Here is a 26,194-nt window from a genome sequence, read left to right as displayed (position 1 = left end):
GGGCGTGGGTGGAGCGGGGTGCGGGCGGCTGGGGCCGGTCGCTCGGACGGGATCGGCGGTTCGGCTCGGGAGCGAGGCGACCGCGGATCGTCGTGCGGTCTCGGGCTGAGAGCAGGTGCGGTGGACGGGTTCCGAGGCGCGCAGGAGGGGCGGCGGCTGGGAAGGTGCGGCGAGCGGACGAGGGGTCCCGCGGCGCGCGTACGATGGGGCGCGTGCCAGCAGTGAATCTGGGTCTTCCCAAGGTCCCCATGACCCTCGCCCCCCGCCGCAAGTCCCGCCAGATCAAGGTGGGCAAGGTGCTCGTGGGCGGTGACGCGCAGGTCAGCGTCCAGTCGATGTGCACCACACCGACGACGAACATCAACGCGACCCTCCAGCAGATCGCCGAGCTCACCGCGTCCGGCTGCGACATCGTCCGCGTCGCGGTGCCGAGCCGCGACGACGCGGAGGCGCTGCCGATCATCGCCAAGAAGAGCCAGATCCCGGTCATCGCCGACATCCACTTCCAGCCGAACTACGTCTACGCCGCGATCGACGCCGGCTGCGCCGCGGTCCGCGTGAACCCCGGCAACATCCGCAAGTTCGACGACCAGGTCGGCAAGATCGCCGCCGCCGCGAAGGCCGCCGGCGTCTCGATCCGCATCGGCGTCAACGCCGGCTCGCTCGAGCCGAGCATCCTGCAGAAGTACGGCAAGCCCACCCCCGAGGCCCTCGTCGAGAGCGCCGTCTGGGAGGCCAGCCTCTTCGAGGAGCACGACTTCCACGATTTCAAGATCTCGGTCAAGCACAACGACCCCGTCGTCATGGTGAAGGCCTACCGCCAGCTCGCCGAGCGCGGCGACTGGCCCCTCCACCTCGGCGTCACCGAGGCCGGCCCCGAGTTCCAGGGGACGATCAAGTCCGCCACCGCCTTCGGCATCCTCCTCGGCGAGGGCATCGGCGACACCATCCGCGTGTCCCTCTCGGCCCCGCCCGCGCAGGAGGTCAAGGTCGGCCTGCAGATCCTCCAGTCGCTGAACCTCCGCGAGCGCAAGCTCGAGATCGTCTCCTGCCCCAGCTGCGGCCGCGCGCAGGTCGACGTCTACACGCTCGCCAACGACGTCACCGCCGGCCTCGAGGGCATGAGCGTCCCGCTGCGCGTCGCCGTCATGGGCTGCGTCGTCAACGGACCCGGCGAGGCCCGCGAGGCCGACCTGGGCGTCGCCTCCGGCAACGGCAAGGGCCAGATCTTCGTCAAGGGCGAGGTCATCAAGACCGTCCCCGAGGCCGAGATCGTCCAGACCCTCATCGAGGAGGCCAACCGCCTGGCCGCCGAGATGCCGGCCGACGACACCTCGACCGGAGCCCCGGTCGTCACCGTCGGCGCGAACTGACGGCGCGGGGCGGATCGACGTGGTCCGCCCCGCACTGCGCCTCGCGCTCGTGGTCGTCGCCGCCGCGCTCCTCGCCTCCGGTGTCGCCGCGCTCCGCAGCGGCCCGTCCTCCGAGGCCGGCGAATGCATCGACAGCCGCAGCCCGCAGGACCCCTTCGGCTGCGACCGCTGGGTGCTGACCGCGGCCGAGGGGGAGACCCCGTACACGGCCTGGGTCGAGGACGCCCGCGTCCGCCTCCGCTCCGAGAGCGTCGGGGGTGCGCCGACCCTGGTCGTCGGCACCGGCTGCCTCGTGGTCAGCGCCGCCTACCGGATCGCCGACGGCGTGCTGATCCCCGGCGACGAGGTGACCGGCTCCGACACCTGCTCCGACACGCCGAGCCCCGAGGCCATCCGGCTCCGGGCGCTCCTCTCCGGCCCGATGACGATCGGCGGCACCCCCGACGACGTGCTGCTGGACGGCACGGGCGGAGCGGTCGTCTTCTCGCGGATCCCCGACTGAGGCTCCCGGCGCCCTCGCGAGCCGGGGGAGCGCAGCGGATAGGATCGTCCCTCGTGGTCACCCGTCTCTCGCATCTGTTCGTCCGCACGCTCCGGGAGGATCCCGCCGACGCCGAGGTCGCGGGCCACCGCCTCCTCGTCCGCGCGGGCTACATCCGCCGTCAGGCGCCCGGCGTCTTCGCCTGGCTGCCGCTGGGACTGCGCGTCAAGCGCCGCATCGAGCGGATCATCCACGAGGAGATGGAGGCCGCCGGCGCCCAGGAGGTGCACTTCCCCGCGCTCCTGCCCCGCGAGCCCTACGAGCTCTCGGGCCGCTGGACCGAGTACGGCGACGGCGTGTTCCGCCTGAAGGACCGCAAGGACGCCGACTACATGCTGGCTCCCACGCACGAGGAGTTCTTCACGCTGCTCGTGAAGGACCTCTACTCCTCCTACAAGGACCTGCCCCTGTCGATCTACCAGATCCAGGACAAGTACCGGGACGAGGCGCGGCCCCGCGCGGGCCTCCTGCGCGGCCGCGAGTTCACGATGAAGGACGCGTACTCCTTCGACTACACCGACGCCGGCCTCGACGCGAGCTACCAGCGCCAGCGCGACGCCTACGAGCGGATCTTCGCCCGTCTGGGCCTGGAGTACGTGATCGTGCAGGCCGACGCCGGAGCGATGGGCGGCTCCCGGAGCGAGGAGTTCCTGCACCCCACCCCCGTCGGCGAGGACACCTTCGTCCGGTCGGCGGGAGGGTACGCGGCGAACGTCGAGGCGTACCGCACGCCCGTTCCCGCGGCGCTGCCCGTCGAGGGCCTGCCCGAGGCGCGCGTCTTCGACTCGCCCGACACCCCGACCATCCAGACCCTCGTCGACCTGGCGAACGCGACGCAGCCCCGCCCCGACGGCCGCGCCTGGACCGCCGCCGACACCCTGAAGAACGTCGTCCTCGCGCTCACCGCGCTCGACGGCACCCGCGAGCTCGTGATCGTCGGCCTGCCCGGCGACCGCGACGTCGACCTCAAGCGCGCCGAGGTGGCCTTCGCCCCGGCCGAGGTCGAGGCCGCCACCGCGGAGGACTTCGCGAAGCACCCCGGACTGGTCAAGGGCTACATCGGACCCTGGTCGGCCGAGGGAGCCGTCCTGGGCGAGGAGTCGGCGACCGGCGTCCGCTACCTGCTCGACCCGCGCGTGGTCGACGGCACCGCCTGGATCACCGGGGCCAACGTCTCCGGGCAGCACGTCCTCGACCTGGTCGCCGGCCGCGACTTCCACGGCGACGCCACCGTCGAGGTCGCGGACGTCCGCACCGGCGACGAGGCGCCCGACGGCTCGGGCCCGATCGAGACCGCCCGCGGCATGGAGATCGGCCACGTCTTCCAGCTCGGCCGCAAGTACGCCGACGTCCTCGGGCTGAAGGTGCTCGACGAGAACGGGAAGCTCGTCACCGTCACGATGGGCTCCTACGGCATCGGCGTGACCCGCATCCTCGCCATCATCGCCGAGGCCACCCACGACGACCGAGGACTGCTCTGGCCCGCGAACGTCGCGCCGTTCGACGTGCACGTCATCGCGACCGGCAAGGACGCGGCGGCTCTCGAGCTCGCCGAGTCGGTCGGCGCCTCCCTCGAGGCCGCCGGCCGCGACGTGCTGATCGACGACCGCCCGAAGGTCTCGCCCGGCGTCAAGTTCGGCGACGCCGAGCTGATCGGGGTGCCCGTGATCGTCATCGCGGGCCGAGGAGCGGCCGACGGGATCGTCGAGCTGTGGGACCGCCGGTCCGGCGAGCGCGAGCAGCTCCCGGTCGCCGAGGCGCTCGCCCGGCTGGGCGCCTAGACCCGACACGCCGAGGGCCCCGCCACCGCTTCCCGTGGCAGGCGGGGCCCTCCGTGCGTCGGCAGGATCCGCGGGTGGAACCCCGGGCCGCGTCGGGTACCCTTGAGGGCTGATCCGGGTGAGAGCCCGGCAGGCGAACGACCGCGGTCACCACCGCGGCATCCAAGTGAATAGAGAGAAAGGCCCGCCCGTGGACATCGACCTGAGCGTTCTGCGACTCATGGAGCGCGAGCGCGAGATCCCCTTCGAGGAACTCGTGCAGATCATCGAGCAGGCGATCCTGACCGCCTACCTCAAGCACATCGGCCAGGCCGACGATGCCGACAAGGCCACCGCCGTCGACGCGCGAGTGCACCTCGACCGCAAGACCGGTCACGTCTCGGTCTTCGTGCCCGAGCTCGACGAGGAGGGCGCCGTCGTGGGCGAGGCCGAGGACTCCCCGCGCGACTTCGGCCGCATCGCCGCCTTCGCCGCGAAGCAGGTCATCAACCAGCGCCTGCGCGACATCGCCGACGAGCACGTGCTCGGCGAGTTCAAGGGCCGCGAGGGCGACATCGTCGCCGGCGTCATCCAGCAGGGCCCCAACCCGCGGATGATCCACGTCGACCTCGGCTCCATCGAGGCGATCCTCTCGCCCGAGGAGCAGGTGCCCGGCGAGGACTACAGCCACGGACGCCGCATCCGCGTCTACGTCACGAGCGTCGGCCGCGGACCCAAGGGCCCGTCGGTCCAGGTGTCCCGCACCCACCCGTCGCTGGTGCGCAAGCTGTTCGCCCTCGAGGTCCCCGAGATCGCGTCCGGCGTGGTGGAGATCGTCTCCCTCGCCCGCGAGGCCGGCCACCGCACCAAGATCGCGGTGCGCGCGACCGAGCCCGGCGTGAACGCCAAGGGCGCCTGCATCGGCGAGCTCGGCCAGCGCGTGCGCGCGGTGACCGCCGAGCTCAACAACGAGAAGATCGACATCGTCGACTACTCCTCCGACCTGCCGACCTTCGTCGCCAGCGCGCTCTCGCCCGCCAAGGTGACCAGCGCGTTCGTGATCGACCAGAGCCTCAAGGCCGTCCGCGCGCTCGTCCCCGACTACCAGCTCTCGCTCGCCATCGGCAAGGAGGGCCAGAACGCCCGCCTCGCCGCCAAGCTGACCGGCGCGAAGATCGACATCCAGCCCGATTCGGTGATGGACGGGGAGTGATGCCCGAGCATCGGCCGTGCGGGGGAGCGGTCCCGGAGGGGAGGGAGTAGAGTGGAAGCCGTCAGAACGTGCGTCGGCTGCCGTCTGCGCGCCCCCCGGGCCTCTCTTCTGAGGCTGGTCCTCCACTCGAACGTCCTCGCGGTAGACCCGCGTGCCGTCCGTCCTGGTCGGGGAGCGTGGCTCCACGACACAGCCGACTGCTACGAGCTCGCGGTCAAGCGCCGCGCGTTCGGAAGAGCGTTCCGGACACGCGAGAGCGTGGACGCGAGCGAGCTGGAGCAGTACATCGCACGATCCGACCGGCTCGGCCCCTCGACCGGAGGGGCCGGAGCAGCGCACGATCACACCATAGAGAACAGGCAGAACGGCCCGTGAACTGATCATGAGCGAAGACTGATGAGCGGCTCGAAATGAGACCCGTCCGTTCGTGACGCCTGCCCCCGTCTTGGGTGCAGGCCCAAGACAGGAGAGAAGTGGCAAAACCACGCGTACACGAGATCGCATCCGAACTGGGTGTCGATAGCAAGGTCGCACTTGCGAAGTTGAAGGAGCTCGGCGAGTTCGTCAAGGGCCCGTCCTCGAGCATCGAACCCCCGGTGGCGCGCAAGCTCCGCCAGGCCCTCCAGGGCCAGGGCGGTTCCTCCGCGGGAGCGTCGGCGACCCCGGCCGCCCCCGCCGCCGGCGCCCGTCCCGGGGCCCCGCGCCCCTCCGGCGCGCGTCCGTCCGCGCCCACGCCCGGACCGGCCAAGCCGCCCGCTCCGGCGCCGGCACCGCCGATGTCGGTCGCCGAGCGCCAGGCCCAGGCTCAGGCCGCCCAGGAGGCCGCGGCCGCTCAGCGCGCTCAGGCAGCCAAGGACGCGCCCGCCGAGGCCGCCGCTCCGGCTCCGACCGAGGCCCCCGCGGCTCCGGCCGCCGCCGAGAAGCCGGCGTCCGGCGCGACCCCCGGCGGACCCAAGCCCGTGACCCCGCGTCCGGCTCCCGCCGCGAACACCCCGCGCCCCGGCGGCGCCTCGGGCGGCTCCAACCGCCCCGGCGGCACTCCGCGCCCGGGCAACAACCCGTTCGCCAGCAACCAGGGCATGGGACAGCGTCCCGCCGCCCCGCGCCCCGGCAACAACCCCTTCGCCAGCTCGCAGGGCATGGGATCGCGTCCGACCCCGGGTAACATCCCCCGCCCCGCTGCTCCGCGCCCCGGCGCGCCCCGACCCGGCGGACCCGGCATGGGCCAGCGCCCCGCCGGCTTCGGCCAGCGTCCCGGCGGACCCGGCGGCGGAGCAGGACGTCCCGGCGGTGCCGGTCGTCCGGCCGGCGGCGGCTTCCAGCGCCCCGGCGGCGCTCCCGGTGCCGGTGGCGGCTTCGCCCCGCGTCCCGGTGGCGGCGGTCGCGGTCGCGGCCCCGGCGGTGGAACCGCAGGAGCCTTCGGTCGCGGTGGCGGCAAGAGCAAGGCCCGGAAGTCCAAGCGCACGAAGCGTCAGGAGTTCGAGCTCAGGGAGGCCCCGTCGCTCGGCGGCGTCAGCGTCCCCCGCGGCGACGGCAGGACGGTCATCCGTCTGCGCCGCGGCGCGTCGATCTCGGACTTCGCCGACAAGATCGAGGCCATGACCGGCGTGCCGGTGCCCCCCGGCAACCTGGTCACCGTCCTCTTCGCCCTCGGCGAGATGGCGACGGCCACCGAGTCGCTCGACGAGGCCACCTTCGAGGTGCTCGGCTCCGAGCTCGGCTTCAAGATCCAGGTCGTCTCGCCCGAGGACGAGGACAAGGAGCTCCTCGAGGGCTTCGGTCTCGACCTCGAGCAGGAGCTCGACGACGAGACGGACGAGGACCTCGAGATCCGTCCGCCGGTCGTCACCGTCATGGGTCACGTCGACCACGGAAAGACGCGCCTGCTCGACGCGATCCGCAACGCCAACGTCGTCGCCGGCGAGGCGGGCGGCATCACGCAGCACATCGGTGCGTACCAGGTCGTCGCGGAGCACGAGGGCATCGAGCGCCCGATCACCTTCATCGACACCCCGGGTCACGAGGCGTTCACCGCCATGCGAGCCCGCGGTGCCCAGGTCACGGACATCGCGATCCTCGTGGTCGCGGCGGACGACGGCATCATGCCGCAGACCATCGAGGCGCTGAACCACGCCCAGGCGGCCAACGTGCCGATCGTGGTCGCGGTGAACAAGGTGGACAAGCCCGACGCCAACCCGGCCAAGGTGCGCCAGCAGCTCACCGAGTTCGGGCTCGTCGCCGAGGAGTACGGCGGAGACGTCATGTTCGTCGACGTGTCGGCTCGCGCGGGCACCGGCATCCAGGACCTCCTGGACGCCGTGCTGCTCACCGCGGACGCCGGTCTCGACCTGCGCGCCAACCCCAACAAGGAGGCGCGCGGAGTCGCGATCGAGGCGAAGCTCGACAAGGGACGCGGTGCGGTCGCGACCGTGCTCATCCAGTCGGGAACGCTGCGCGTCGGAGACGCGATCGTCGCCGGAACGGCCTACGGCCGCGTCCGTGCGATGGCGGACGAGAACGGCAACGCCGTCCTCGAAGCCGTGCCGTCGCGTCCGGTGCAGGTGCAGGGACTCTCGTCCGTGCCCCGCGCCGGCGACACCTTCCTCGTCACCGAGGAGGACCGCACGGCCCGTCAGATCGCCGAGAAGCGCGAAGCCGCTCAGCGCAACGCCCTGCTGGCCAAGGCCCGCAAGCGCATCTCGCTCGAGGACTTCACCCGTGCTCTCGAGGAGGGCAAGGTCGAGTCGCTCAACCTCATCATCAAGGGCGACGTGTCCGGTGCCGTCGAGGCGCTGGAGGAGTCGCTCGTCAAGATCGAGGTCGACGACTCGGTGCAGCTGCGCATCATCCACCGCGGCGTCGGTGCGATCACGGAGTCGGACGTCAACCTCGCGACGATCGACAACGCGATCATCGTGGGCTTCAACGTCCGCCCCGACCCGAAGGCCCGCGAGCGCGCTGCTCGAGAAGGAGTGGACATCCGCTTCTACTCGGTCATCTACAACGCGATCGAAGAGGTCGAGAACTCGCTCACGGGCATGCTCAAGCCCGAGTTCGAGGAGGTCCAGTCCGGTGTAGCCGAGATCCGCGAGGTGTTCCGCTCCTCCAAGTTCGGCAACATCGCGGGTGTCATCGTCCGCTCCGGCACGATCACCCGCAACTCGAAGGCGCGCGTCATCCGTGACGGCGTTGTGGTCGGGGACAACCTGGCCATCGAGTCGCTGCGTCGCTTCAAGGACGACGTCACGGAGGTCCGTACGGACTACGAGGCCGGTATCGGTCTCGGAAAGTACAACGACATCCAGATCGGCGACGAGATCGAGACGATCGAGATGAAGGAGAAGCCGCGAGGCTGATCCGTTCCACTGGAAGGCCCGGGTCCGCCCGGGCCTTCCGGCGTCTCACGGCGCTGTTCGTGCGGGATCGGGAGGGGACTCTCGTCCTCTCGCGCCCTGCGGAAGGAATCGGGGGCCGCCGGTGTCCCGGAGGTGCGGACCCTCCAGCGGGCGCTTCCGCACCCCCGGGTGCGGGAGACCGACCCCGATCAGGCGCTCCTGTCTCGGTGGGTGCGCCCGCTGAACGAGCAGCTCGCGAGCAGCGCGCCTGCGGGCGACGTCCGGCTCCCGATCCAGCACCTGAGCCTTCCCACCCCGGTCCCCGAGGATCCGGGGGGCGGACCCGCACTCCCTCCGATCGCGGGCACGGGTGGGGTGCCTCCTCGCGGCTCCTGGCCGGGCCTGGCGGGCGGGCCGCAGGCCCGCGGGAGGGAGCCGCGAGGAGGCACCCCACCCGCGCCGTCGCAGACGCGCGGTCGAGGGGCATCACGCCCTAGAAGCAAGGCCCCCTCGGACGCGACCGGTCGTCCGGGCGGAGAGTGGTTGAATGGCGAGCTGAACGGTTCGCCGAGAGAGATGTGAGGACCAGCCATGGCAGATCCGGCCCGGGCGAGGAAGCTCGCCGAACGTATCCAGGTGATCGTCGCGAAGCGGCTCGAGCGCGGTCTCCGCGACCCGCGCCTCGGCTTCGTCACCATCACCGATGTCCAGGTGACCGGCGACCTGCAGCGCGCCTCGGTGTTCTACACGGTCTACGGCACCGATGAGGAGCGCGCCGATTCGGCCGCGGCCCTCAAGGCCGCCACCGGCATGCTCCGCACCGAGGTGGGCAGGAACATCACGTCCCGGCTCACGCCGTCGCTCGAGTTCATCCTCGACGCGGTGCCCGAGAACGCGAAGCACATCGAGGATCTGCTCGCCGCCGCGCGCAGCCAGGATTCGCAGGTGCAGTCGCTCGCCGCTCAGGCGGACTACGCCGGCGACGCCGACCCCTATGTGAAGCCCCCCGAGGACGACGAGGACTAGGCGCCGAGCCCGAACACCGCGGAGCCCGTGGCGACGTCGACCGATTCCAGGACGACGACGACACGGGCTCCCGGCGTGAGCGGGGCCGGGAGGTCGACGGTGATCTCCGGGTCGAGCAGCTGCACCGAGGAGCGGGTGCGCGCCGAGGAGACGACGATCCCGCTGAAGGAGGCTCCTTCGCGGCCGCGGAGGACGGCGGCCTCGACGATCGCGGTCGCCGCACGGGAGGCGGCTCCGGCCCGGCGGTCGCTCGCGACGAGGAGCGGCGGGAGCAGGGGCAGCGCCTCGCGCAGCTGCGACGGGATCGTTCCGCCCCGGGACACCGCGAGGCAGACGGCGAGGCCGAACCGGTCGACCAGGCGCCGCAGCGGCGCGGTGACGTGCGCGTACGGCGCGGCGAGGGCCGCCTGCGCGGGATGCTCCGGCGGGGCGCCGTCGAAGGCGGTGTAGCCGGCGCCGCGGAACAGGCTCGCCGCGGCGTACATGATGGCGAGCTGGGCGGGGTCGGCGGTGTCGAGGCGGCGCAGGTAGGCGCCGTAGGCCTCCTCCTCGGGCCACGGGACGCCGAGCGCCGCGGCTCGGGAGCGGAAGGCCGCGACGGTGGCGGGGTCGGCCTCGGGCATGGTCCGGAGGATGCCCACCCCCGCGTCGAGCATCATCGTCGCCGCCGCCATGCCGGTCAGCAGCGAGACCTGGGCGTTCCAGCCCTCGACGACCAGGGGAGCGCGGCGCTCGACCCGGTAGCCGCCGTCGGCGGCGACGATCTCCTCCTCGGGCAGCGTCAGGCTCGCTCCTCCGCGCTCGGCCTCGCGCGCCAGGCGCTCGCGTCCGAACCAGGGGAGGAGGGCGAGGGAGGGGTGCGGATCGCCCGCGTCGACGCTGCGCTGCACGCCCTCGTAGTCGAGCCGGGCCACGCTGCGCACGAGCGCCCGCTCGAGGTGCACCGAGCGCGGCTCCGCCCGCTCGTCGAGGGTCAGCGTCCAGACCAGCGCTCGGCGCGTCTCGTCCGGCAGGAGCGACGCGGTCCCCTCGGAGAGGACCGCGGGGTGCAGCGGGACGCGGCCGTCCGGGAGGTAGTAGGTCTGGCCGCGGCGGCGCGTCTCGGCGTCGAGCGCTCCGCCGGTGCGGACGACCGCGGGCACGTCCGCGATGGCGTAGCGGAGGACGACGCCCTCCGACGTGCGCTCCAGGTGGAGGGCCTGGTCCAGGTCGAGCGAGCCGGGCGGGTCGATCGTCACGAAGGGGAGGTCCGTCCGGTCGACGCGGTCCTCGTCGTCCGCTCCGGCGTCCGCGTGCTCGGCCTCGGCCAGCGCGGCCGGCGGGAACGGGCCGGGCAGGTCGTTCTCGACGCGGACCGCGGCGAGGGCGCGCTGGACGTCCTGGGCGAGGTCGACGTCGAGGGCGCGCTCGACGGCGGCGTCGGGGCGGGGGAGGCGGAGGCGGCGACCGGTCACGGCGCCGACCCTACCCGCCTCCTCCGACGCGGACGGCGGTCGACGGGCCCTCAGGAGCCGGGGAGGAGGTAGCCGTCCTCCGGGCCGCCCGTCGCCAGGCCGTCGGCGAGGAGCCCGGCCAGGGCGCGACCGCGCTGGTCGGCGTCCGGCCAGAGAGACTCCACCTCGGCCGCGGTGACCGGGCCGTGCGCGGCGCGGAGCTCGGCGAGGATGAGGCCGCGGACCTGGCGGTCCGAGCCCTCGAACCGCTTCTGCTTCGCCTTCACGGGCCCGGTGTGCTCGGGGTACCCCTCCGCCCGCCAGCGGCAGAGGTCGCGGATCGGGCACTCGTCGCAGCGCGGAGCGCGGGCGGTGCAGACGATCGCCCCCAGCTCCATCGCGCCCGCGTTGAAGGCCGCCGCCTCGGAGAGCGACTCGGGCAGCAGCGCCGACATCGCAGCGAGGTCGGCCCTCGCGCGGGGCGGGCCGGGCTCCGCCGCTCCGTCGACCGCGCGCGCGCGGACCCGGCGGACGTTGGTGTCGACCACGGGGTGCCGCCTCCCGTAGGCGAACACGGCGATGGCGCGGGCGGTGTAGTCGCCGATGCCGGGCAGCGCGAGGAGGGTCTCGACGTCGTCGGGGACCACGTCGCCGTGCTCCTCGGCGATCGCCACGGCACAGGCGTGCAGGCGCAGGGCCCGCCGCGGATAGCCCAGGGACTGCCAGGCGCGCACCGCCTCGCCGGGAGGGACGGCGGCGAGAGCGGAGGGTGTCGGCCAGCGCTCCAGCCACTCCGCCAGACGCGGGACGACGCGGACCACCGGGGTCTGCTGCAGCATGAACTCGCTGACGAGCGTGCCCCAGGCGGGGAAGCCCTCGCGGCGCCACGGCAGGTCGCGGGCGCTCGTGCGGAACCAGGCGGTGATCGCGTCGGCGAGAGGGTCGGAGGGCATCAGCCCACACTAGGCGGCGGCGCGTATCGTGGGCGGATGACCAGGTGGGCTCCGCAGAAGGCCGATGTGCTCGACGCTCTCGCGGCGGAGGTGCTGCACAACTACGGGCGCGGACGGGTCAAGGTCGGGATCGACGGCGACGACCCCGCGGTGAGCGCGGCGTTCGCGCTCGACCTCGCGGCGGCGCTCCGCCGGGCCGGCAAGGACGCGATCGTCGCGCACCTCGCCGACTTCCGACGTCCCCGCGCCGATCGGGACGACCCCGCCGTGCCCGACGAGCTGCGCTCCTACGCGGCCGGGTACGACTACGAGCTCCTGCGCCGCGTGCTGCTCGATCCGTTCACCCTCGGCGGCAGCACCGGGTTCGTGCTCGCGGGCTTCGACGCGGTGCGCGACGAGGCGCGGCAGGCGCGCTGGCGGACCGCCGGCCGCGACGCGGTGCTGCTTGTCGACGGCGAGTTCGCCCTCCGGCCGGAGCTGCGCGGCGCGTGGAGCACCAGCATCCGCCTCGACACGCAGGAGCCGCCGGTGGACGCGGCGTACCGCGCCACGACGGACCCGCGCCGGCTGGCGGGGATCCTCGTCGACATCCGCGATCCGGAGCAGCCCCGGCGCCTCTTCGCCGACTCCTGCTGAGCCTCGGGACGGAGGCCGCCGCCGCGGGCGGCGTCCGTCCGACAGGGCCGCGGGCTCAGACCAGGGCGGCGCGGCGCACGACCTCCGCCGGCGGCACGAAGGCGCCCGCCCGCTCGACCTCGTGCACCAGGTCGACCAGCAGCTGGTTGACCGGTGCCTCGCGCCCGCCGCGGTGAGCGGTGCGGACCACGGCCCCGGCCAGGTGGTCGATCTCGCTCGGCACTCGGCGGCGGACGCTCTGCAGCGTCGACCCGGGGTTCGGCACCTCGCCCATCCGCGCGGCCATCCGGCGGGGGAGCAGCTCGACCAGGGGCAGGGGAGCGGCGGCCAGGGCGCGGACGGACGTGTTCGAGAGTCCCTGCAGCGAGCCGAAGCGGACGCCCGACGCGAGGCCCGTCCGGGCGGCCTCGCGCATCGACCGGGCGAGGACGCGCCGCAGCCCCGGATCGTCGATCGTCTCCTGGACCGAGAGCCCGGTGATCGCGGGCAGGGCGTTGACCTCGTTGATCAGCAGCTTCGTCCACTGCGCTCCGGTGAAGTCGTCGGTGACGGCGGTGGGGACCGCCTCGCCGAGCACGGCGGCGGCCCGTCGCACGTCGTCGTCGGCCGGGCGGCCGGGGACGCCGAGCGTGGTCGTGGCAGGAGCCGTGACGGTGACGCGGCCGGGTTCGAGGTGGCTCGCGGCGAAGAGGGCGAGAGCACCCACGAGCCGGGCGTCGCGCACCTGCCGGGCCGCCGCGGTGAGTCCGTCCAGTCCGTTCTGGACGACGACGACGAGGGTGCCGTCGACCGTGCGGCGGTTGGTGCGCAGCGCGTCCTCGGCGTCCTGCGCTTTCGTGCAGACGAAGGCGAGATCGGGCACCAGATCGAGGGACTCGCCGCAGCGGACCCAGGCGGTGTGCTCGCCCCACGCCCCGTCGAGCCGGATCCCCGACCGGCGGATCGCGGTGAGGTGGTCGCCTCGGGCGGTGACCTCGACGTCGTGCCCGGCGCGGTCGAGAAGGGCGGCGATGGTGCCGCCGACGGCGCCTGCTCCGAGTACTGCGATCCTCATCCGGACAGCCTAGGACGGGCGGGGGAGGGCTCCGGCTCCACCCCGGGAGTACTCCCGATCCGTCCGTGTATCCTCGCACCCGTGCTCGAGACCCCCGCCCCGGCTCCGAACGGGATCCTCCTGCTGGACAAGCCCGGCGGCATCACCAGCCACGACCTCGTCTCGCGGACCCGCCGTCGCGCGGGGACCCGCAAGGTCGGCCACGCGGGGACGCTCGATCCGATGGCGACCGGGCTGATGATCCTCGGTCTCGGCCCCTCGACGCGCCTGCTCACCTACCTCGTCGGCCTCGACAAGCAGTACGAGGCGACTATCCGGCTGGGCTCCTCCACCACCACCGACGACCAGGAGGGCGAGGTGCTCGCCTCGGCGGAGCCCGCCCTCGTCGCGGCCCTCGCCCCGGAGTCGGTGTCCGACGCGATCGCGGCCCTCACCGGAGCGATCGAGCAGGTCCCGAGCACGGTCAGCGCGATCAAGGTCGACGGCCGCCGCGCCTACGCCCGCGCCCGCGACGGCGAGGAGGTCGTGCTCGCCTCCCGCCCCGTGACCGTCTCGGAGTTCGCCGTCCTGGCGAGCCGCCCGGTCGAGGGGTTCCTCGACCTGGACGTGCGCGTCACCTGCTCCTCCGGCACCTACATCCGCGCGCTCGCCCGCGACCTGGGCGCGTCCCTCGGAGTCGGCGGCCACCTGACCGCGCTGCGGCGCACCGCGGTCGGCCCCTTCTCCGTGGCGCAGGCCGGCGAGATCGACGAGCTCGACGTCCCCGCCGCGCTCCTGCCGCCGACGCTCGTGGCGGGCGAGCTGTTCCCCCTGCTGCGCCTCGACGCCCAGGAGGCGGGCGATCTCGCGAACGGCAAGCGCATCCCGGCCCCGGAGGCGGTGGCGGGAGCGAAGGGCCTCCTCGCCGCGGTCGGCCCGGGGGAGCGGCTGATCGGCCTCGCCGAGCGGCGCGGCACCCAGCTCAAGAGCGTCGTCAACTTCCCGACCGAGGACCTGCGGACGGCCGCCTCGTGATCGAGTGGTTCACGATCCTCCAGGTGGGGATCGCCGTCGCGGCCGGCCTGCTCTGCCTCGTGCTCGGGCTGCTCGCCCGCCGTCCCTCGGACGTCTCGGTCGGCGCGACGGCGATCGTCGAGCTGCTGCTGATCGTCCAGCTGGCGGTCGCGATCGTGTCGCCGCTGGTCGGCAACCGACCGTCGGGGAGCCTGCCGGAGTACTACATCTACCTGATCTCGGCGCTGCTCCTGCCGCTCGCGGCCGGGTTCTGGGCGCTCATCGAGCGGAGCCGCTGGAGCACCGTGATCCTGGGCGTCGCCTGCCTCTCGATCGCGGTCATGGTCTACCGGATGCACCAGATCTGGTTCTTCCAGAGCGCCTGATCGGGCCCGCCACCGGGCCCGGCCCGGCGAGCGCCTAGCATGGACGTGCGATGTCGAAACCAGCCAGCGATGCGTCCGGACGGGCCGCTCACGACCCCTCAGTCCCCTCGGCCCCCGGGAGTGGAGAGCCGACCCGTTCCGCCCGCTCGCGCGGGATCGGCAGCCTCCTGGTCGTGGTCTACGGGATCCTCGCGCTCGCCGCGACGGGGCGCTCCGTCTTCCAGATCATCGACCGGTTCGACGAGGCGCCGCTGGCGTTCTCGCTCTCCGCGCTCTCGGCCGTCGTGTACATCGTCGCGACGGTCGCCCTGATCGTCCCGGGCCGCGCCTGGCAGCGCGTCGCGTGGGTGACGATCACCTTCGAGCTGGTGGGCGTGCTCGTGGTCGGTGCGCTCAGCCTCCTCGCTCCGCGGCTCCTCGGGCTCGCGAGCGCCGACCCGTTCGGGCGCCAGTCGACGGTGTGGGCGGCCTTCGGCGCCGGCTACCTGCTCATCCCGCTCGTCCTGCCCGTGCTCGGCCTCTGGTGGCTCCGCGTGCAGGGGCGGCGCACGCCCCGGGCGGCCGCCTGATGCGCGTCGAGACCCGCCCCGGCGACCTGGCCGGGATCGGACCCTCCGCCGTCACGATCGGCAAGTTCGACGGCGTCCACTCCGGGCACCGGGCCGTCATCGGCCGGCTGCACGAGCGGGCCCGCGAGCAGGGGCTCGCCGCCGTCGTCGTCACCTTCGACCGCAATCCGCTCAGCGTGATCGCGCCGGAGAAGTGCCCGCCCGTCCTGGTCGGCAACGAGCAGAAGCTCGAGCTCCTCGCCGGGACCGGCGTGGACGCGACGCTGCTGCTCACCTTCGACGAGGCGTTCCGGGCGCTCTCGCCCGAGCAGTTCGTCGAGCAGGTGCTGGTGGAGGCGCTCGAGGCCCGCGTGGTCCTCGTCGGCTCCGACTTCCGCTTCGGCGCCCGGGGAGCGGGCGACGTCGACCTGCTGCGCGTGCTCGGCGGGCAGCACGGATTCGAGGTGGAGCTGATCGACGACGTGCGGCCCGAGGACGGGCGCCGCGTCTCCTCCACCTGGATCCGCGAGCTGCTGGCCGAGGGCGACGTGGAGCACGCGACGCGCCTGCTCGGGCACGAGCCCGTCGTCCGCGGCGTGGTCGTGCACGGAGCGAAGCGCGGCCGCGAGCTGGGCTTCCCGACCGCGAACCTCTCGCCGGAGTCGCAGGGCCTGATCCCGGCCGACGGCGTCTACGCGGGCCGGCTCACCACCGACGGCGTCACGCATCCCGCCGCGATCTCGGTCGGCAGCAACCCGACCTTCGTCGGAGTGCCGCCCAAGCAGGTCGAGGCGTACGTGCTCGATCAGACGCTCGACACCCTCGACCTCTACGACCGCGTGGTCGACGTGGCGTTCGTCGGCCGGATCCGCGGCCAGGTCGCCTACGAGGGCGTCGAGCCCCTCATCCGCCAGATGAACCACGACGTGGTGCAGGTCCGCGAGGTCCTCGGCATCGACTGAGCGGGATGCCGGCCGCCGCCTAGCAGGGGCCGCGGGCCCGCACCAGCGGGAGAGGTCCCGGGGCCATCGGCGTACCGTGGCCGCATGAGCGAAACCCCCTCCGACTCGGCGCGCCCCCTCGCGCTCGTCACCGGCGCGACCGGCTACATCGGCGGCCGGCTGACGCCGCGCCTCCTCGAGGCGGGCTTCCGGGTGCGCGTCCTGGTGCGCGACCCGCGCAAGCTGGTCGACGTGCCGTGGGCGGAGGAGGTCGAGGTCGCCCAGGGCGATCTCGGCGATCCGGAGTCGCTGGAGGCCGCGGTCGAGGGCGTCGACGTCCTCTACTACCTCGTCCACTCGATGGGCTCGGGCAACGACCACGCCCACTTCGAGGAGGTCGAGAGCCGCGCCGCGCAGAACGTCGCCACGGCAGCGAGGTCGGCCGGCGTCGGCCGCATCGTCTACCTCGGCGGCCTGCACCCCGAGGGCCAGGAGCTCTCGAAGCACCTCCGCTCGCGCGCTGAGGTGGGCCGGATCCTGATGGAGTCGGGAGTGCCGACGATCGCCCTGCAGGCGGGCGTGATCATCGGCTCCGGGTCGACCTCGTTCGAGATGGTGCGCCACCTCACCGACGTGCTGCCGTACATGCCCGCGCCGCAGTGGGTGCGCAACTTCATCCAGCCGATCGCCGTGCGCGACGTGCTGCACTACCTGATCGGCTCCGCGTCGCTCGAGGACGCCACGCTCAACCGCACCTTCGACATCGGCGGGCCCGACGTGCTCCGCTACGGCCAGATGATGAACGGCTACGCGGTCGAGGCCGGGCTCCCGCAGCGGCCGATCGCGTCCCTGCCGGTGTTCACCCCGTGGCTGGCCTCGCAGTGGGTCAACCTGGTCACGCCGATCCCGCGCTCGCTCGCGGTGCCCATCATCGCCTCGCTGCAGTACGACTGCGTCGTGCACGAGCAGGACATCCGCGCGCTCATCCCCGACCCCGAGGGCGGGCTGACCTCCTACCGCCGCGCCGTCCGGCTCGCGCTGGGAAAGATGCAGGCGGGCGAGATCGAGACGAGCTGGCAGAACGCGGAGGTCGTCGGCGCTCCCAGCGATCCGCTGCCGAGCGACCCGGAGTGGGCCGGCCACACGGTCTACGTGGACCTCAAGGAGCGCCGCACCCAGGCCGACCCGGCCAAGCTCTGGCGCGTCATCGAGGGCATCGGCGGCACCAACGGCTGGTACTCCTTCCCGCTCGCATGGGTGATCCGCGGCTGGATGGACCGCCTCGTCGGGGGAGTGGGCCTGCAGCGCGGGCGCCGCGACTCCGCGCGCCTGCACGCCGGCGACGCCCTCGACTTCTGGCGCGTCGAGGAGATCGAGCGGCCGAAGCTCCTGCGCCTGCGCGCCGAGATGAAGGTGCCCGGCGGGGCCTGGCTCGAGATGCGCGCCGAGCCCTCCGGAGACGGCGGCTCGGTCTACACGCAGCGCGCGGTCTTCTTCCCGCAGGGCCTCGCGGGCAGGCTCTACTGGTTCGCGATCCTGCCCTTCCACGGCATCATCTTCAACGGCATGGCCAACCGCATCACGGCCACCGCGGCCGACCTGCCGGACTCCGGCGACGAGCGCTCCCCTGGCGGGCGCCGGGTGCAGCGGTGACAATGGAGGGGTCCGGCGGCGGCGAGGCCGCCCGGGACGCCGACGAGAGGAGCACGATGAGCGAACGGTCGAGTACGGACGCGGGGCGCGGACTCCAGCTGGGGAAGGTCCTCTTCATCGGGGACAGCATCATCCAGGCGGGAGCCTGGGGCGAGTGGCTGACGGAGTCGACGGTCGTCGACGAGGGAGTCGGAGGGGCCACCACGGCGGACGTCGTCGCGCGGCTCGCCGAGCTGGTCGCGCAGGAGCCGGACACGGTGGTGCTGCTGATCGGCACCAACGACCTCGCCTGGCACCGCACGACGGAGCACGTCGTGCGCAACATCGAGACGATCGTCGCGACGTTCCGGCGCGACCTCCCGGACGTGCGCATCCTGGTGACCTCGGTCCTGCCGCGCGGACACGAGTTCGCGCCGCAGATCCGTGAGATCAACCGCCACCTGTGGCAGTTCGCGCCCACGGCGCACGCGGGCTACCTCGACCTGTGGCCGGTGCTCGCGGGCGAGGACGGCGGACTGCTCGAGCAGTACTCGCCGGACGGCCTGCACCTCAACGAGGACGGCTACCGCGCGTGGCGCGAGGCACTGGGCCCGGCGCTCGAGGCGGTCGTGCGGATGCCTCCGCGGACCCGCCCGATCACGCTGCCCTACGACGAGTTCGCGCGGCCGAAGACGGCCTAGCGCAGCACAGTGGAGGGGGAGTCGACCGCAGGGTCGGCTCCCCCTCCGTCATTCCGCGGCCAGGGCGGCCTCGAAGGCCGCGAGGGCGTCCGCGGAGAAGAGGACGAACCGGACCTCGTCGAGTGCGCCGTCCGCGGTCGCCTCGCGGACCGTCTCCACCGCGATGCGCGCCGCGTCGTCCATCGGCCAGCCGTAGACGCCTGCCGAGACGGCCGGGAAGGCGAGCGTCCGCGCGCCGAGGCCGACAGCGGTGCGCACCGACTCGCGGTAGGCCGAGGCGAGGACGGCGCTGCGGTCCTCCGACCACGAGTGGACGGGACCGACGGTGTGCACGACCCAGCGGGCGGGGAGGCGGCCGGCGGTCGTGGCGACCGCGGAGCCGGCGGGCAGGCCGTCCGGCAGCTCGGCCCTGCGGAGCCGGCGGCACTCGGCGAGGATCTCCGGCCCGCCCGCGCGGTGGATCGCGCCGTCGACGCCGCCGCCGCCGAGGAGCGACGAGTTCGCCGCGTTCACGATCGCGTCGACGTGCTCGCGGGTGAGGTCGCCGCGCACGGCTCTCAGGGTGGTCACGACTCCTCCTCCAGGCTTCGTCCGAGGGCAGCGATCGCCGCAGGTCCCACGCGGCAGCAGCCGCCGATCAGATCCGCTCCCGCCGCGCGCCAGGAGGCGACCAGCGCGGGGTCGAAGGCCGCGTCGCCTGCCCAGCGACGCTCGACGGCGTCCCACTCCTCGCCGCTGTTCGGGTACACGACGACCAGCTTGCCGGTGACGGAGCGGGCGATGCGGACCGCCTCGGCGACGTCGCCGGGCGGGCAGCAGTTCACTCCCACGCCGACGACCTCCTCGGAGGCGGCGGCGACGGCGAGCGCCTCGGCCAGGGGCTCGCCGGACGCGGTGCGGCCCGAACGGCCGCTCACGCAGATCCAGGCGGGGACCGAGGAGCCCGCGAGGGCCTTCACGACGGCCCGCACCTCCCGCACCGACGGGATGGTCTCGACAGCGAGCAGGTCGGGCCCGGCCGCGGCCAGGGTCTCCAGGCGCGGGCGGTGCCAGGCGGCGAGCTCGCCGACGGTGAGGCCGTCGTCGCCGCGGTACTCGGAGCCGTCGCCGAGGCTCGCGCCGTAAGGGCCGACGGAGGCGGCGACCCAGCCGCTCTGCGCGCGCCGGGCCAGGTCGACGCTCTCCTGGAGGGCGCGCTCCGCGAGGCCCGGGGCCAGGCCCGCGGCCGCGAATCCGCTCGCGGACACCTGGTAGCTCGCGGTCACCGCGATCCGGGCGCCCGCCTCGGCGAAGGCGCGGTGCGCGGCGACGACCCGGCCGGGCTCCTCCAGCAGGACCCGGGCGCTCCAGAGCGAGGAGTCCACCGCGGCGCCCTGCGCCTCCAGCTCCGTGCCCAGGCCCCCGTCGAGCAGCAGCGGGCGCACCCGCGCCGCGGCGACGAGGCCTGCGGTCACGAGCGGTTGTTGGAGAGCTCGAAGATCTTCACGAGCTCGGCGATCGCCGCCTCGCGGGCGTCTCCGCCCTCCTCGAACATCGCGGTGATGTGCGTGCGGAGGTGGTTCTCGACGATGAGCTTGTTGAGCGAGCCGAGCGACTTCTGGATCGCGAGGGACTGCGTGACGATGTCGACGCAGTAGTCCTCGTTCTCGATCATCCGCTCGAGGCCGCGCATCTGGCCGCCCAGGATCCGGGCACGGTGCAGCGAGCGCTTCTTGAGGTCCTCGATCACTCCTCCAGCCTACGCGCCGCAGGCGGTACCCGGGCGGGGTATGCGCGCCTACGATCGAGGGGTGAGCACCCGCAAGCCGTCCCGCGCGACCGCCGCCCGCTACCCCTCGCGCGACCGCGCCCGCATGGCGCTCGCGCCCGGGATCCTCGGCGCGATCGTGCTGCTGGCAGGGCTCGCCCTCGTCGGCTCCGACGCCTACGACTTCATCCGCTACCCGGTCGCGATCCTCGCGGCGGTCATCGGCTGGTTCGCGATCCAGGCGCGCGCACTCCTCTGGCTGATCGGGCTCGTCCCGGTGCTCGTGCTGTGGAACCCGGTGCTGCCGTTCGCCTTCCCGGACGCGATCTGGTCCTCGCTGAGCCTCGCCGCGGTCGGCGTCTTCGTGGCGGCGGGCCTCGTCATCCGCGTCCCGACCCCGGAATGACGACGAGCGCGACCGTCCGCGCGGCGGAGCGCCGACCGGACCGCCCCGAGGAGTAGACTGGAGGCGCACCCGCACGCCGGGGATGCTGCGACCGGGTCCCAGACCCGTTGCTCGGAGCTCCCGACGGCCACCGGATGCACCGACGCCCGACGCCTCTCCGGAGGCGATCCGGCGGATGCACGGCGACGGCAGCGCGCGGGAACCCCTCCTCCGCCCCCGTCACACATCGAGGAGGAGCATGGCTCGCAGCGGCCAGCGTCAGTCCGGTCAGACGCGACGAGCGTCGAACGCCGCCGGGAGCCGACCCCGATCGCGCTCGCGCGGCGTGGACAACGCGGGGATCATCCCGATCCTCGCCCGCCGCGTCCGCGAGGTGGAGGCGAAGGCCCAGACCGGCAAGGTCGGACCGACCAACCGGACGAAGTTCCTGGTGATCGCCCTCCTGATGCGCGAGGAGCGCAAGCGGGTCAAGGTCGATCCCTCGCTCAGCGACGCGCAGCGCGCCGAGGAGATGAAGCGCCTCGACGGCATCGCCACGATCCTGGCCAAGACGGCCGCCCGCGACACCAGCCTGATCGCGCTGCTCGAATCGGAGGCCGGCGTCACGGCGGCCGCGCAGAAGCTCCGCCGCGACTGGCTGCTCGAGGCGGGCGCGGAGCTCAGCCCCGACGAGCTGCTCATCGTGACCGAGCCGGAGCCCAAGCCCGAGGTGCCGGTCAACCAGGTCGTGCCGCAGTCGGTGCGCGCCCGGCAGCTGGCGAACCCCTTCCTCCCGCCGGACTTCTCGATCGCCGAGGCCTCGGCCCCGGCGCCGCGCCGCCGGCTCGACGACTGGGAGCTGCTCGGGCCGCTCTTCAAGGCGTTCGAGTACGGAGCGGGCGGACGGGCCGCGAGCATGGAGCTCCCGGAGCCGCCGAAGCTCGACCGGGTCTCGCCGCGCGGCCGCGAGCTGATGCCGCACCAGGCGCGCTTCATCGAGAGCGCCCGCGAGGGGCACCGCAGCTTCCTGCTCGCCGACGAGCCGGGCCTGGGCAAGACCGCGCAGAGCCTCCTCGCCGCCTCGGTGGTCGGGGCGTACCCGCTGCTCGCGGTGGTGCCGAACGTGGTCAAGATGAACTGGGCGCGCGAGGTCGAGCACTGGACCCCGCAGCGGCGCGCCACGGTCATCCACGGAGACGGCGGCACGCTCGACGCGTTCGCCGACGTGGTCATCGTCAACTACGACATCCTCGACCGGCACATCGGCTGGCTCGGGAGCCTGGGCTTCCGCGGCATGGTCGTCGACGAGGCGCACTTCATCAAGAACCTCCGCTCGCAGCGCTCGCAGAGCGTGCTCGCGCTGGCGTCGAGGATCCGTGAGACCACTCCGGGGCACGATCCGCTGATGATCGCGCTGACCGGCACCCCGCTGATCAACGACGTCGACGACTTCCGCGCCATCTGGCGCTTCCTCGGCTGGATCGACGAGACCAAGCCGGGACCGGAGCTGATGGGCCGCCTCGAGGAGACCGGCCTCACCCCCGCCGACACGGGCTTCTACCCGGAGGCGCGCGAGGCCGTGATCGACCTCGGCATCGTCCGGCGCAAGAAGATCGACGTCGCCGCCGACCTGCCGTCGAAGCGGATCGTCGATCTGCCCGTCGAGCTGGACGACGACCTCGGCCGCTCCATCCAGAAGGCCGAGCGCGAGCTCGGCGCCCGCATGCTGCAGCGCTTCAGGGCGGTCACCTCCTCGATCACGCACGAGCTCGACGACGACGAGCGCGAGCGGTTCATCCGCATCGTGGCGCAGAGCGAGCTCGAGGAGTCGAAGTCGGCCAAGACCGGCGAGAACGTCTTCACCATGGTGCGCCGGATCGGCCAGGCCAAGGCGGCGCTGGCCGCCGACTACGCCTCGCAGCTGGCCCGCTCGGTGGGCAAGGTCGTCTTCTTCGCGAAGCACATCGACGTGATGGACCAGGCGGAGGACACCTTCGAGAAGCGCGAGCTGACGTCCGTCTCCATCCGCGGCGACCAGACCGCGGCGTTCCGCCAGACGCAGATCGACGCCTTCAACGAGGACCCGGACGTCTCTGTCGCCGTCTGCTCGCTCACCGCGGCGGGAGTCGGCGTGAACCTGCAGGCGTCCTCCAACGTGGTGCTCGCCGAGCTGTCGTGGACCTCGGCCGAGCAGACGCAGGCGATCGACCGCGTGCACCGCATCGGCCAGGAGGAGCCGGTGACGGCGTGGAGGATCATCGCGGCGCACACGATCGACGCGAAGATCGCGGAGCTCATCGACGCCAAGGCCGGTCTCGCCGCCCGGGCGCTCGACGGCGCGGACGCCGAGACGGCCTCGGCCGACACGGTGCAGCTGGACGCCCTCATGCACGTCCTGCGCGAGGCGATCGGCTGAGCGCACCCGGCCGGGCCGGCTGAGAGCTCAGCCGGTCCGGGCGAGCGGTGCGGCGAAGAAGTCCTTCTCGAACGAACTCGACCGCAGGAACGCGTCCCTCATCGCGGCGCGCTCCCTCGGTGAGGCGTCGCGGGCGGCCTGCTCCGTGAACTCGATCGCCCGCTCGGTGGCCGTCGCGAAGACCGGGTCGCCGTAGGTGAGCAGCCAGTCCGCGTAGGGGTGCTCGGGGTGCCCGGAGGCGGCGAGGCGCGACCCGACGTCGGCGTAGAGCCAGAAGCAGGGGAGCAGGGCGGCGACGATCTCGCCGTAGCCGCCGCCCGCGGCGACCGCGAGCAGGTGGTCGGTGTAGCCGCGGGTCGCGGGCGCGGGAGCCGCGTCCCTGGTCCCGAGCCGGTCGCGGTGCAGCTGCGCCTCCGCCGCGAGGGCGGACGCCGAGCCCTCGGCCCAGAAGACCTGCTCGGCGGTGGTCGGCGCGCGCTGCGCCGCCACGGCCAGGACGCGGGCGTACTCGGTGAGGTAGAGAGCGTCCTGCTCGAGGTACCACTCGAAGTCCTCCCGCCCGAGGGAGCCGTCGCCGAGGGCCCGCACGAACGGGAGCGCGTCGATCTCGTCGCGGAGGGTCCGCGTCCGCTCCCAGACGTCCGCGCAGAACGCCGGAGGACGTTGCCGGTGGAAGTGGTCGATCGGGCCGTTGCCGGAGCCGACCTCGAGAGCGTCGGCGGCGCGCAGGGCGCCGGTCAGCCACTCCTTGGCCTCCGTCAGCGCCTCGACCAGGGCGTCGGAGGAGGTGTCGCGCCCGGCCAGGAGCGTCGCCATCGCGGACGAGAGCGAGCACCCGGTGCCGTGCGTGTTCGAGGTGGCAACACGCTCGCCGGGGACCTCGCGCACGAGGCCGTCGGGGGTGACGATCGCGTCCGGGGTGGCGGGGCCGTCGAGGTGGCCGCCCTTCACCAGCACGGCGGCGTCGAGGGCGCGGGCGAGCATCGCCCCCTGCGCGAGCGCGGCCGGCCAGTCGGAGGCGGTCGGCTCTCCGGCGAGCACGCCCAGCTCGGGGAGGTTCGGCGTCACCAGGTCGGCGCGGAGGAGCAGGTCGCGCACGGCGTCCTCGGCTTCGGGAGCGAGCAGCCGGTGACCGCTGGTCGCGACCATCACCGGATCCACGACCACGACGGGCGGGCGGACCTCGTCGAGCCACTCGGCGACGACTCCGGCGTACTCGGCCGTGGCGAGCATCCCGATCTTCACCGCGTCGATCGTGACGTCGTCGCTCACCGCGTCGAGCTGCTCGCGGAGGAACACGGCGGGTGGCAGGTGCACGGAGCGGACCCCGTGCGTGTTCTGCGCGACGAGCGCGGTGACGACCGCCATGCCGTAGCCGCCGAGCGCGCCGATCGACTTGAGGTCGGCCTGTACGCCGGCACCGCCGGTCGGATCGGTGCCGGCGATGCTGAGGACACGGGGGACGCGGGCGCCGGCGGTCATCGGTCCCACTCCGCTCGGATCAGGCGGGCGGCCGCCGCGGGGTCGGCGGCCGTGCAGAGCGCCGACACGACCGCGAGCCCGGCCGCACCGGCGAGGCGGAGTGGCCCCGCGTCCGCGGCTCCGACTCCGCCGATGGCGACGCAGGGCAGCGCCGCGGCCGCGGCGAGGGCGGCGAACCCGTCGACACCGAGGGGAGCGGGGTGGTCGGGCTTGGTCGCGGTGGGCCGGATGACGCCGACGCCGAGGTAGTCGACCGTCCCCGCGGGCAGGGCGCGGACGGCGGCGAGGTGCTCGGGGGTGTTCGCGGTGAGCCCGATCACCGCGTCGGGACCGAGCAGCGAGCGGGCGGCGGTGACGGGGAGGTCGGACTGCCCGAGGTGGACGCCGTGGACGCGGGCGCCCGCGAGGCGGGCGGCGAGGGCGACGTCGACGCGGTCGTCGACCAGCAGGGTCGTGCGCTCGTCGAGGACGGCGGCGACGGCCCGGGTCAGGGCGACGAGCTCGGCGGCGGAGGCGTCGTGATCGCGGATCTGCACGGTCGTGACTCCGCCTCGGACGGCGGCAGCGGCCACGGCGGGCACGCCGCGCGGGCCGCACTGGGCGGTGTCCGTGACGAGGTAGAGCGAGAGGTCGAGGCTCATGCGATCCGCGCCCCGGCCTCGGCGTCGGCCGGCTGGAGGGCAGCGAGGCCGTCGAGGAGGCCGACGGCGAAGGACCCGGGACCGCTGCTCGCGGCGGCGGCCCGCTCGGCGGCGAGGCCCCAGACCGCGGAGGCGCTGACGGCCGCGTCGAGCGGGCGGGCGCCCGCGCCGAGGAACGCCGCCATCACGGCGCCGAGCGCGCAGCCGCCGCCGGTCACGCGGGTCAGCAGCGGGTGGCCCCCCGTGACCCGGACGATCCGCTCGCCGTCGGTGACGAGGTCGACCGCTCCCGAGACGGCGACCACGCCGCCGGTGCGGCGGGCGAGGACGCGGGCGGAGTCGAGCGCCTGCTCGGCGGTGTCGACGGCGTCCACACCGCGGCCGCCCGCACCGGCTCCCGCGAGGGCGAGGATCTCGGAGGCGTTGCCGCGGATGATCGCCGGCCGCGCCTCGAGCAGGTCCACCGCCAGAGCGGTGCGGACGGGCAGAGGGCCGACGGCGACCGGATCGAGCACCCAGGGGGTGCCGGCGCGTCCGGCCGCGGCGACCGCCTCGCGAGCACCCTCGCGCTGCTCCGCTCCGGGCGTGCCGAGGTTGACGAGCACCGCGGAGGCGAGGCCCGCGAAGACGCCCGCCTCGCCGGGCAGGTCGCACATCGCCGGGCTGGCGCCGAGGGCCAGAAGGCTGTTGGCGGTGAAGCCGGTGACGACCGCGTTCGTGATGCACTGCACCAGGGGTCCGGCGGCGCGGAGCTCGGCGAGATCGCGACCCACGGAGGCCGGGTCGGGCGCCGTGTCGGCGGGGAGGATCGGGTGGACAGGCGTGCGAATGCTCATTCGCGACATCCCTTCGCTAGTACGAACTAGATCAGGTTCAACGGGTCTTCTCTCAGCCCTGGCGGGCACCCCGTGTCACTGCGCACGACCCTAGCAGCGGGCGCGGGCGCGCTCGCTGCTGCAGTGCGAGAGGAGGGAGCGGGCCGTCGTCGCCCCTTCGCC

At 73.5% G+C, this 26,194-nt stretch carries 25 protein-coding genes and 1 riboswitch; of the genes, 16 read left to right on the top strand and 9 right to left on the bottom strand.

The annotated features are described in order from the left end of the window. Positions 1-212 precede the first annotated feature (212 nt). The 7 genes from ispG to rbfA all read left to right on the top strand — a co-directional run bounded on the left by ispG (position 213) and on the right by rbfA (position 9,248). On the top strand, positions 213-1,373 hold the full coding sequence (gene ispG, locus C5C55_RS09940) for a flavodoxin-dependent (E)-4-hydroxy-3-methylbut-2-enyl-diphosphate synthase (RefSeq protein WP_173244694.1): 1,161 nt from the start codon (positions 213-215) through the stop codon (positions 1,371-1,373). Positions 1,374-1,392: 19 nt separating this feature from the next. Continuing rightward, positions 1,393-1,875: a hypothetical protein gene (locus C5C55_RS09935; protein ID WP_104233797.1), complete on the top strand. Its 483-nt coding sequence runs from the start codon at positions 1,393-1,395 to the stop codon at positions 1,873-1,875. Between the two features lie 53 nt (positions 1,876-1,928). After that, positions 1,929-3,695 carry a proline--tRNA ligase gene (locus tag C5C55_RS09930; RefSeq protein WP_104225179.1) on the top strand — a complete coding sequence of 589 codons (1,767 nt, stop codon included), beginning with the start codon at positions 1,929-1,931 and terminating at the stop codon, positions 3,693-3,695. A 190-nt stretch (positions 3,696-3,885) separates the two neighbouring features. Continuing rightward, on the top strand, positions 3,886-4,887 hold the full coding sequence (gene nusA, locus C5C55_RS09925) for a transcription termination factor NusA (protein ID WP_104225180.1): 1,002 nt from the start codon (positions 3,886-3,888) through the stop codon (positions 4,885-4,887). 51 nt (positions 4,888-4,938) lie between these two features. Further along, positions 4,939-5,262 (top strand): YlxR family protein, encoded by a 324-nt coding sequence (locus C5C55_RS09920; protein ID WP_104225593.1) that lies wholly within the window; start codon positions 4,939-4,941, stop codon positions 5,260-5,262. A 98-nt stretch (positions 5,263-5,360) separates the two neighbouring features. Then, complete coding sequence (gene infB / locus C5C55_RS09915) at positions 5,361-8,243, top strand: translation initiation factor IF-2 (RefSeq protein ID WP_104233796.1); 2,883 nt, start codon at positions 5,361-5,363, stop codon at positions 8,241-8,243. Positions 8,244-8,813: 570 nt separating this feature from the next. Further along, a complete protein-coding gene (gene rbfA, locus C5C55_RS09910; RefSeq protein ID WP_104233795.1) occupies positions 8,814-9,248 on the top strand; it encodes a 30S ribosome-binding factor RbfA in 435 nt (144 codons plus the stop codon). On the opposite strand, the gene C5C55_RS09905 is transcribed toward rbfA, so the two are convergent. Then, entirely contained in the window at positions 9,245-10,702 is a 1,458-nt protein-coding gene (locus C5C55_RS09905) for a ribonuclease catalytic domain-containing protein (protein ID WP_104233794.1), read from the bottom strand. The genes rbfA and C5C55_RS09905 overlap by 4 nt on opposite strands. Before the next feature lie 50 nt (positions 10,703-10,752). After that, on the bottom strand, positions 10,753-11,634 hold the full coding sequence (locus C5C55_RS09900; RefSeq protein ID WP_104233793.1) for an A/G-specific adenine glycosylase: 882 nt from the start codon (positions 11,632-11,634) through the stop codon (positions 10,753-10,755). 36 nt (positions 11,635-11,670) lie between these two features. Between C5C55_RS09900 and C5C55_RS09895 the strand changes: the two genes are divergently transcribed. Then, positions 11,671-12,270: a hypothetical protein gene (locus tag C5C55_RS09895; RefSeq protein WP_146080927.1), complete on the top strand. Its 600-nt coding sequence runs from the start codon at positions 11,671-11,673 to the stop codon at positions 12,268-12,270. 55 nt (positions 12,271-12,325) lie between these two features. On the opposite strand, the gene C5C55_RS09890 is transcribed toward C5C55_RS09895, so the two are convergent. Beyond that, entirely contained in the window at positions 12,326-13,324 is a 999-nt protein-coding gene (locus tag C5C55_RS09890; protein ID WP_104233791.1) for a ketopantoate reductase family protein, read from the bottom strand. A gap of 81 nt (positions 13,325-13,405) precedes the next feature. On the opposite strand from C5C55_RS09890, the gene truB reads away from it, so the two are divergent. The 6 genes from truB to C5C55_RS09860 all read left to right on the top strand — a co-directional run bounded on the left by truB (position 13,406) and on the right by C5C55_RS09860 (position 18,525). Next, complete coding sequence (truB, locus tag C5C55_RS09885) at positions 13,406-14,338, top strand: tRNA pseudouridine(55) synthase TruB (RefSeq protein WP_104223057.1); 933 nt, start codon at positions 13,406-13,408, stop codon at positions 14,336-14,338. Further along, positions 14,335-14,703 (top strand): hypothetical protein, encoded by a 369-nt coding sequence (locus tag C5C55_RS09880; protein WP_104223058.1) that lies wholly within the window; start codon positions 14,335-14,337, stop codon positions 14,701-14,703. Before truB ends, C5C55_RS09880 begins: the two co-directional genes overlap by 4 nt. A gap of 50 nt (positions 14,704-14,753) precedes the next feature. Continuing rightward, positions 14,754-15,272, top strand: coding sequence for a hypothetical protein (locus tag C5C55_RS09875; RefSeq protein ID WP_258060346.1), 519 nt, complete (start codon positions 14,754-14,756; stop codon positions 15,270-15,272). Further along, positions 15,272-16,213: a bifunctional riboflavin kinase/FAD synthetase gene (locus C5C55_RS09870; RefSeq protein ID WP_104233805.1), complete on the top strand. Its 942-nt coding sequence runs from the start codon at positions 15,272-15,274 to the stop codon at positions 16,211-16,213. The genes C5C55_RS09875 and C5C55_RS09870 overlap by 1 nt, the downstream gene beginning before the upstream one ends. An 84-nt stretch (positions 16,214-16,297) precedes the next feature. Next, a complete protein-coding gene (locus C5C55_RS09865) occupies positions 16,298-17,845 on the top strand; it encodes an SDR family oxidoreductase (RefSeq protein WP_104233790.1) in 1,548 nt (515 codons plus the stop codon). Between the two features lie 56 nt (positions 17,846-17,901). Further along, complete coding sequence (locus C5C55_RS09860; protein ID WP_104225671.1) at positions 17,902-18,525, top strand: GDSL-type esterase/lipase family protein; 624 nt, start codon at positions 17,902-17,904, stop codon at positions 18,523-18,525. A gap of 48 nt (positions 18,526-18,573) precedes the next feature. Here the strand turns inward: C5C55_RS09860 and C5C55_RS09855 are convergent, their stop codons facing one another. From C5C55_RS09855 to C5C55_RS09845, 3 genes are read right to left on the bottom strand one after another with little or no spacing between them, the layout of a single operon-like run. Then, positions 18,574-19,095 (bottom strand): O-acetyl-ADP-ribose deacetylase, encoded by a 522-nt coding sequence (locus C5C55_RS09855; RefSeq protein ID WP_104233789.1) that lies wholly within the window; start codon positions 19,093-19,095, stop codon positions 18,574-18,576. Further along, the gene (gene mmuM, locus C5C55_RS09850; RefSeq protein WP_104233788.1) at positions 19,092-19,979 is read right to left on the bottom strand and encodes a homocysteine S-methyltransferase; all 888 of its coding nucleotides are present in this window, start codon (positions 19,977-19,979) and stop codon (positions 19,092-19,094) included. The genes C5C55_RS09855 and mmuM overlap by 4 nt, the downstream gene beginning before the upstream one ends. Further along, positions 19,976-20,254: a metal-sensitive transcriptional regulator gene (locus tag C5C55_RS09845; RefSeq protein WP_104223062.1), complete on the bottom strand. Its 279-nt coding sequence runs from the start codon at positions 20,252-20,254 to the stop codon at positions 19,976-19,978. The genes mmuM and C5C55_RS09845 overlap by 4 nt, the downstream gene beginning before the upstream one ends. 61 nt (positions 20,255-20,315) lie before the next feature. On the opposite strand from C5C55_RS09845, the gene C5C55_RS09840 reads away from it, so the two are divergent. Next, positions 20,316-20,678: a DUF6804 family protein gene (locus C5C55_RS09840; RefSeq protein ID WP_244229446.1), complete on the top strand. Its 363-nt coding sequence runs from the start codon at positions 20,316-20,318 to the stop codon at positions 20,676-20,678. Positions 20,679-20,916: 238 nt separating this feature from the next. After that, positions 20,917-23,073, top strand: coding sequence for a DEAD/DEAH box helicase (locus C5C55_RS09835; protein WP_104225603.1), 2,157 nt, complete (start codon positions 20,917-20,919; stop codon positions 23,071-23,073). Positions 23,074-23,100: 27 nt separating this feature from the next. Here the strand turns inward: C5C55_RS09835 and thiD are convergent, their stop codons facing one another. The 3 genes from thiD to thiM form a co-directional block, all read right to left on the bottom strand. Continuing rightward, a complete protein-coding gene (thiD, locus tag C5C55_RS09830) occupies positions 23,101-24,555 on the bottom strand; it encodes a bifunctional hydroxymethylpyrimidine kinase/phosphomethylpyrimidine kinase (protein ID WP_104233787.1) in 1,455 nt (484 codons plus the stop codon). Continuing rightward, positions 24,552-25,196, bottom strand: coding sequence for a thiamine phosphate synthase (gene thiE / locus C5C55_RS09825; RefSeq protein WP_104233786.1), 645 nt, complete (start codon positions 25,194-25,196; stop codon positions 24,552-24,554). Before thiE ends, thiD begins: the two co-directional genes overlap by 4 nt. Then, positions 25,193-26,032, bottom strand: a complete 840-nt coding sequence (gene thiM, locus C5C55_RS09820; RefSeq protein ID WP_104233785.1) for a hydroxyethylthiazole kinase — start codon at positions 26,030-26,032, stop codon at positions 25,193-25,195. The genes thiE and thiM overlap by 4 nt, the downstream gene beginning before the upstream one ends. Then, a riboswitch (TPP riboswitch) is annotated at positions 26,024-26,115 on the bottom strand. Its footprint overlaps the gene before it by 9 nt. Positions 26,116-26,194: the final 79 nt, after the last annotated feature.

It is taken from the genome of Rathayibacter sp. AY1C2, assembly GCF_002931195.1.
GTDB lineage: Bacteria > Actinomycetota > Actinomycetes > Actinomycetales > Microbacteriaceae > Rathayibacter.
Note: the sequence above shows the minus strand (reverse complement) of the source record. Positions and strands in the feature narration are given on the sequence as shown.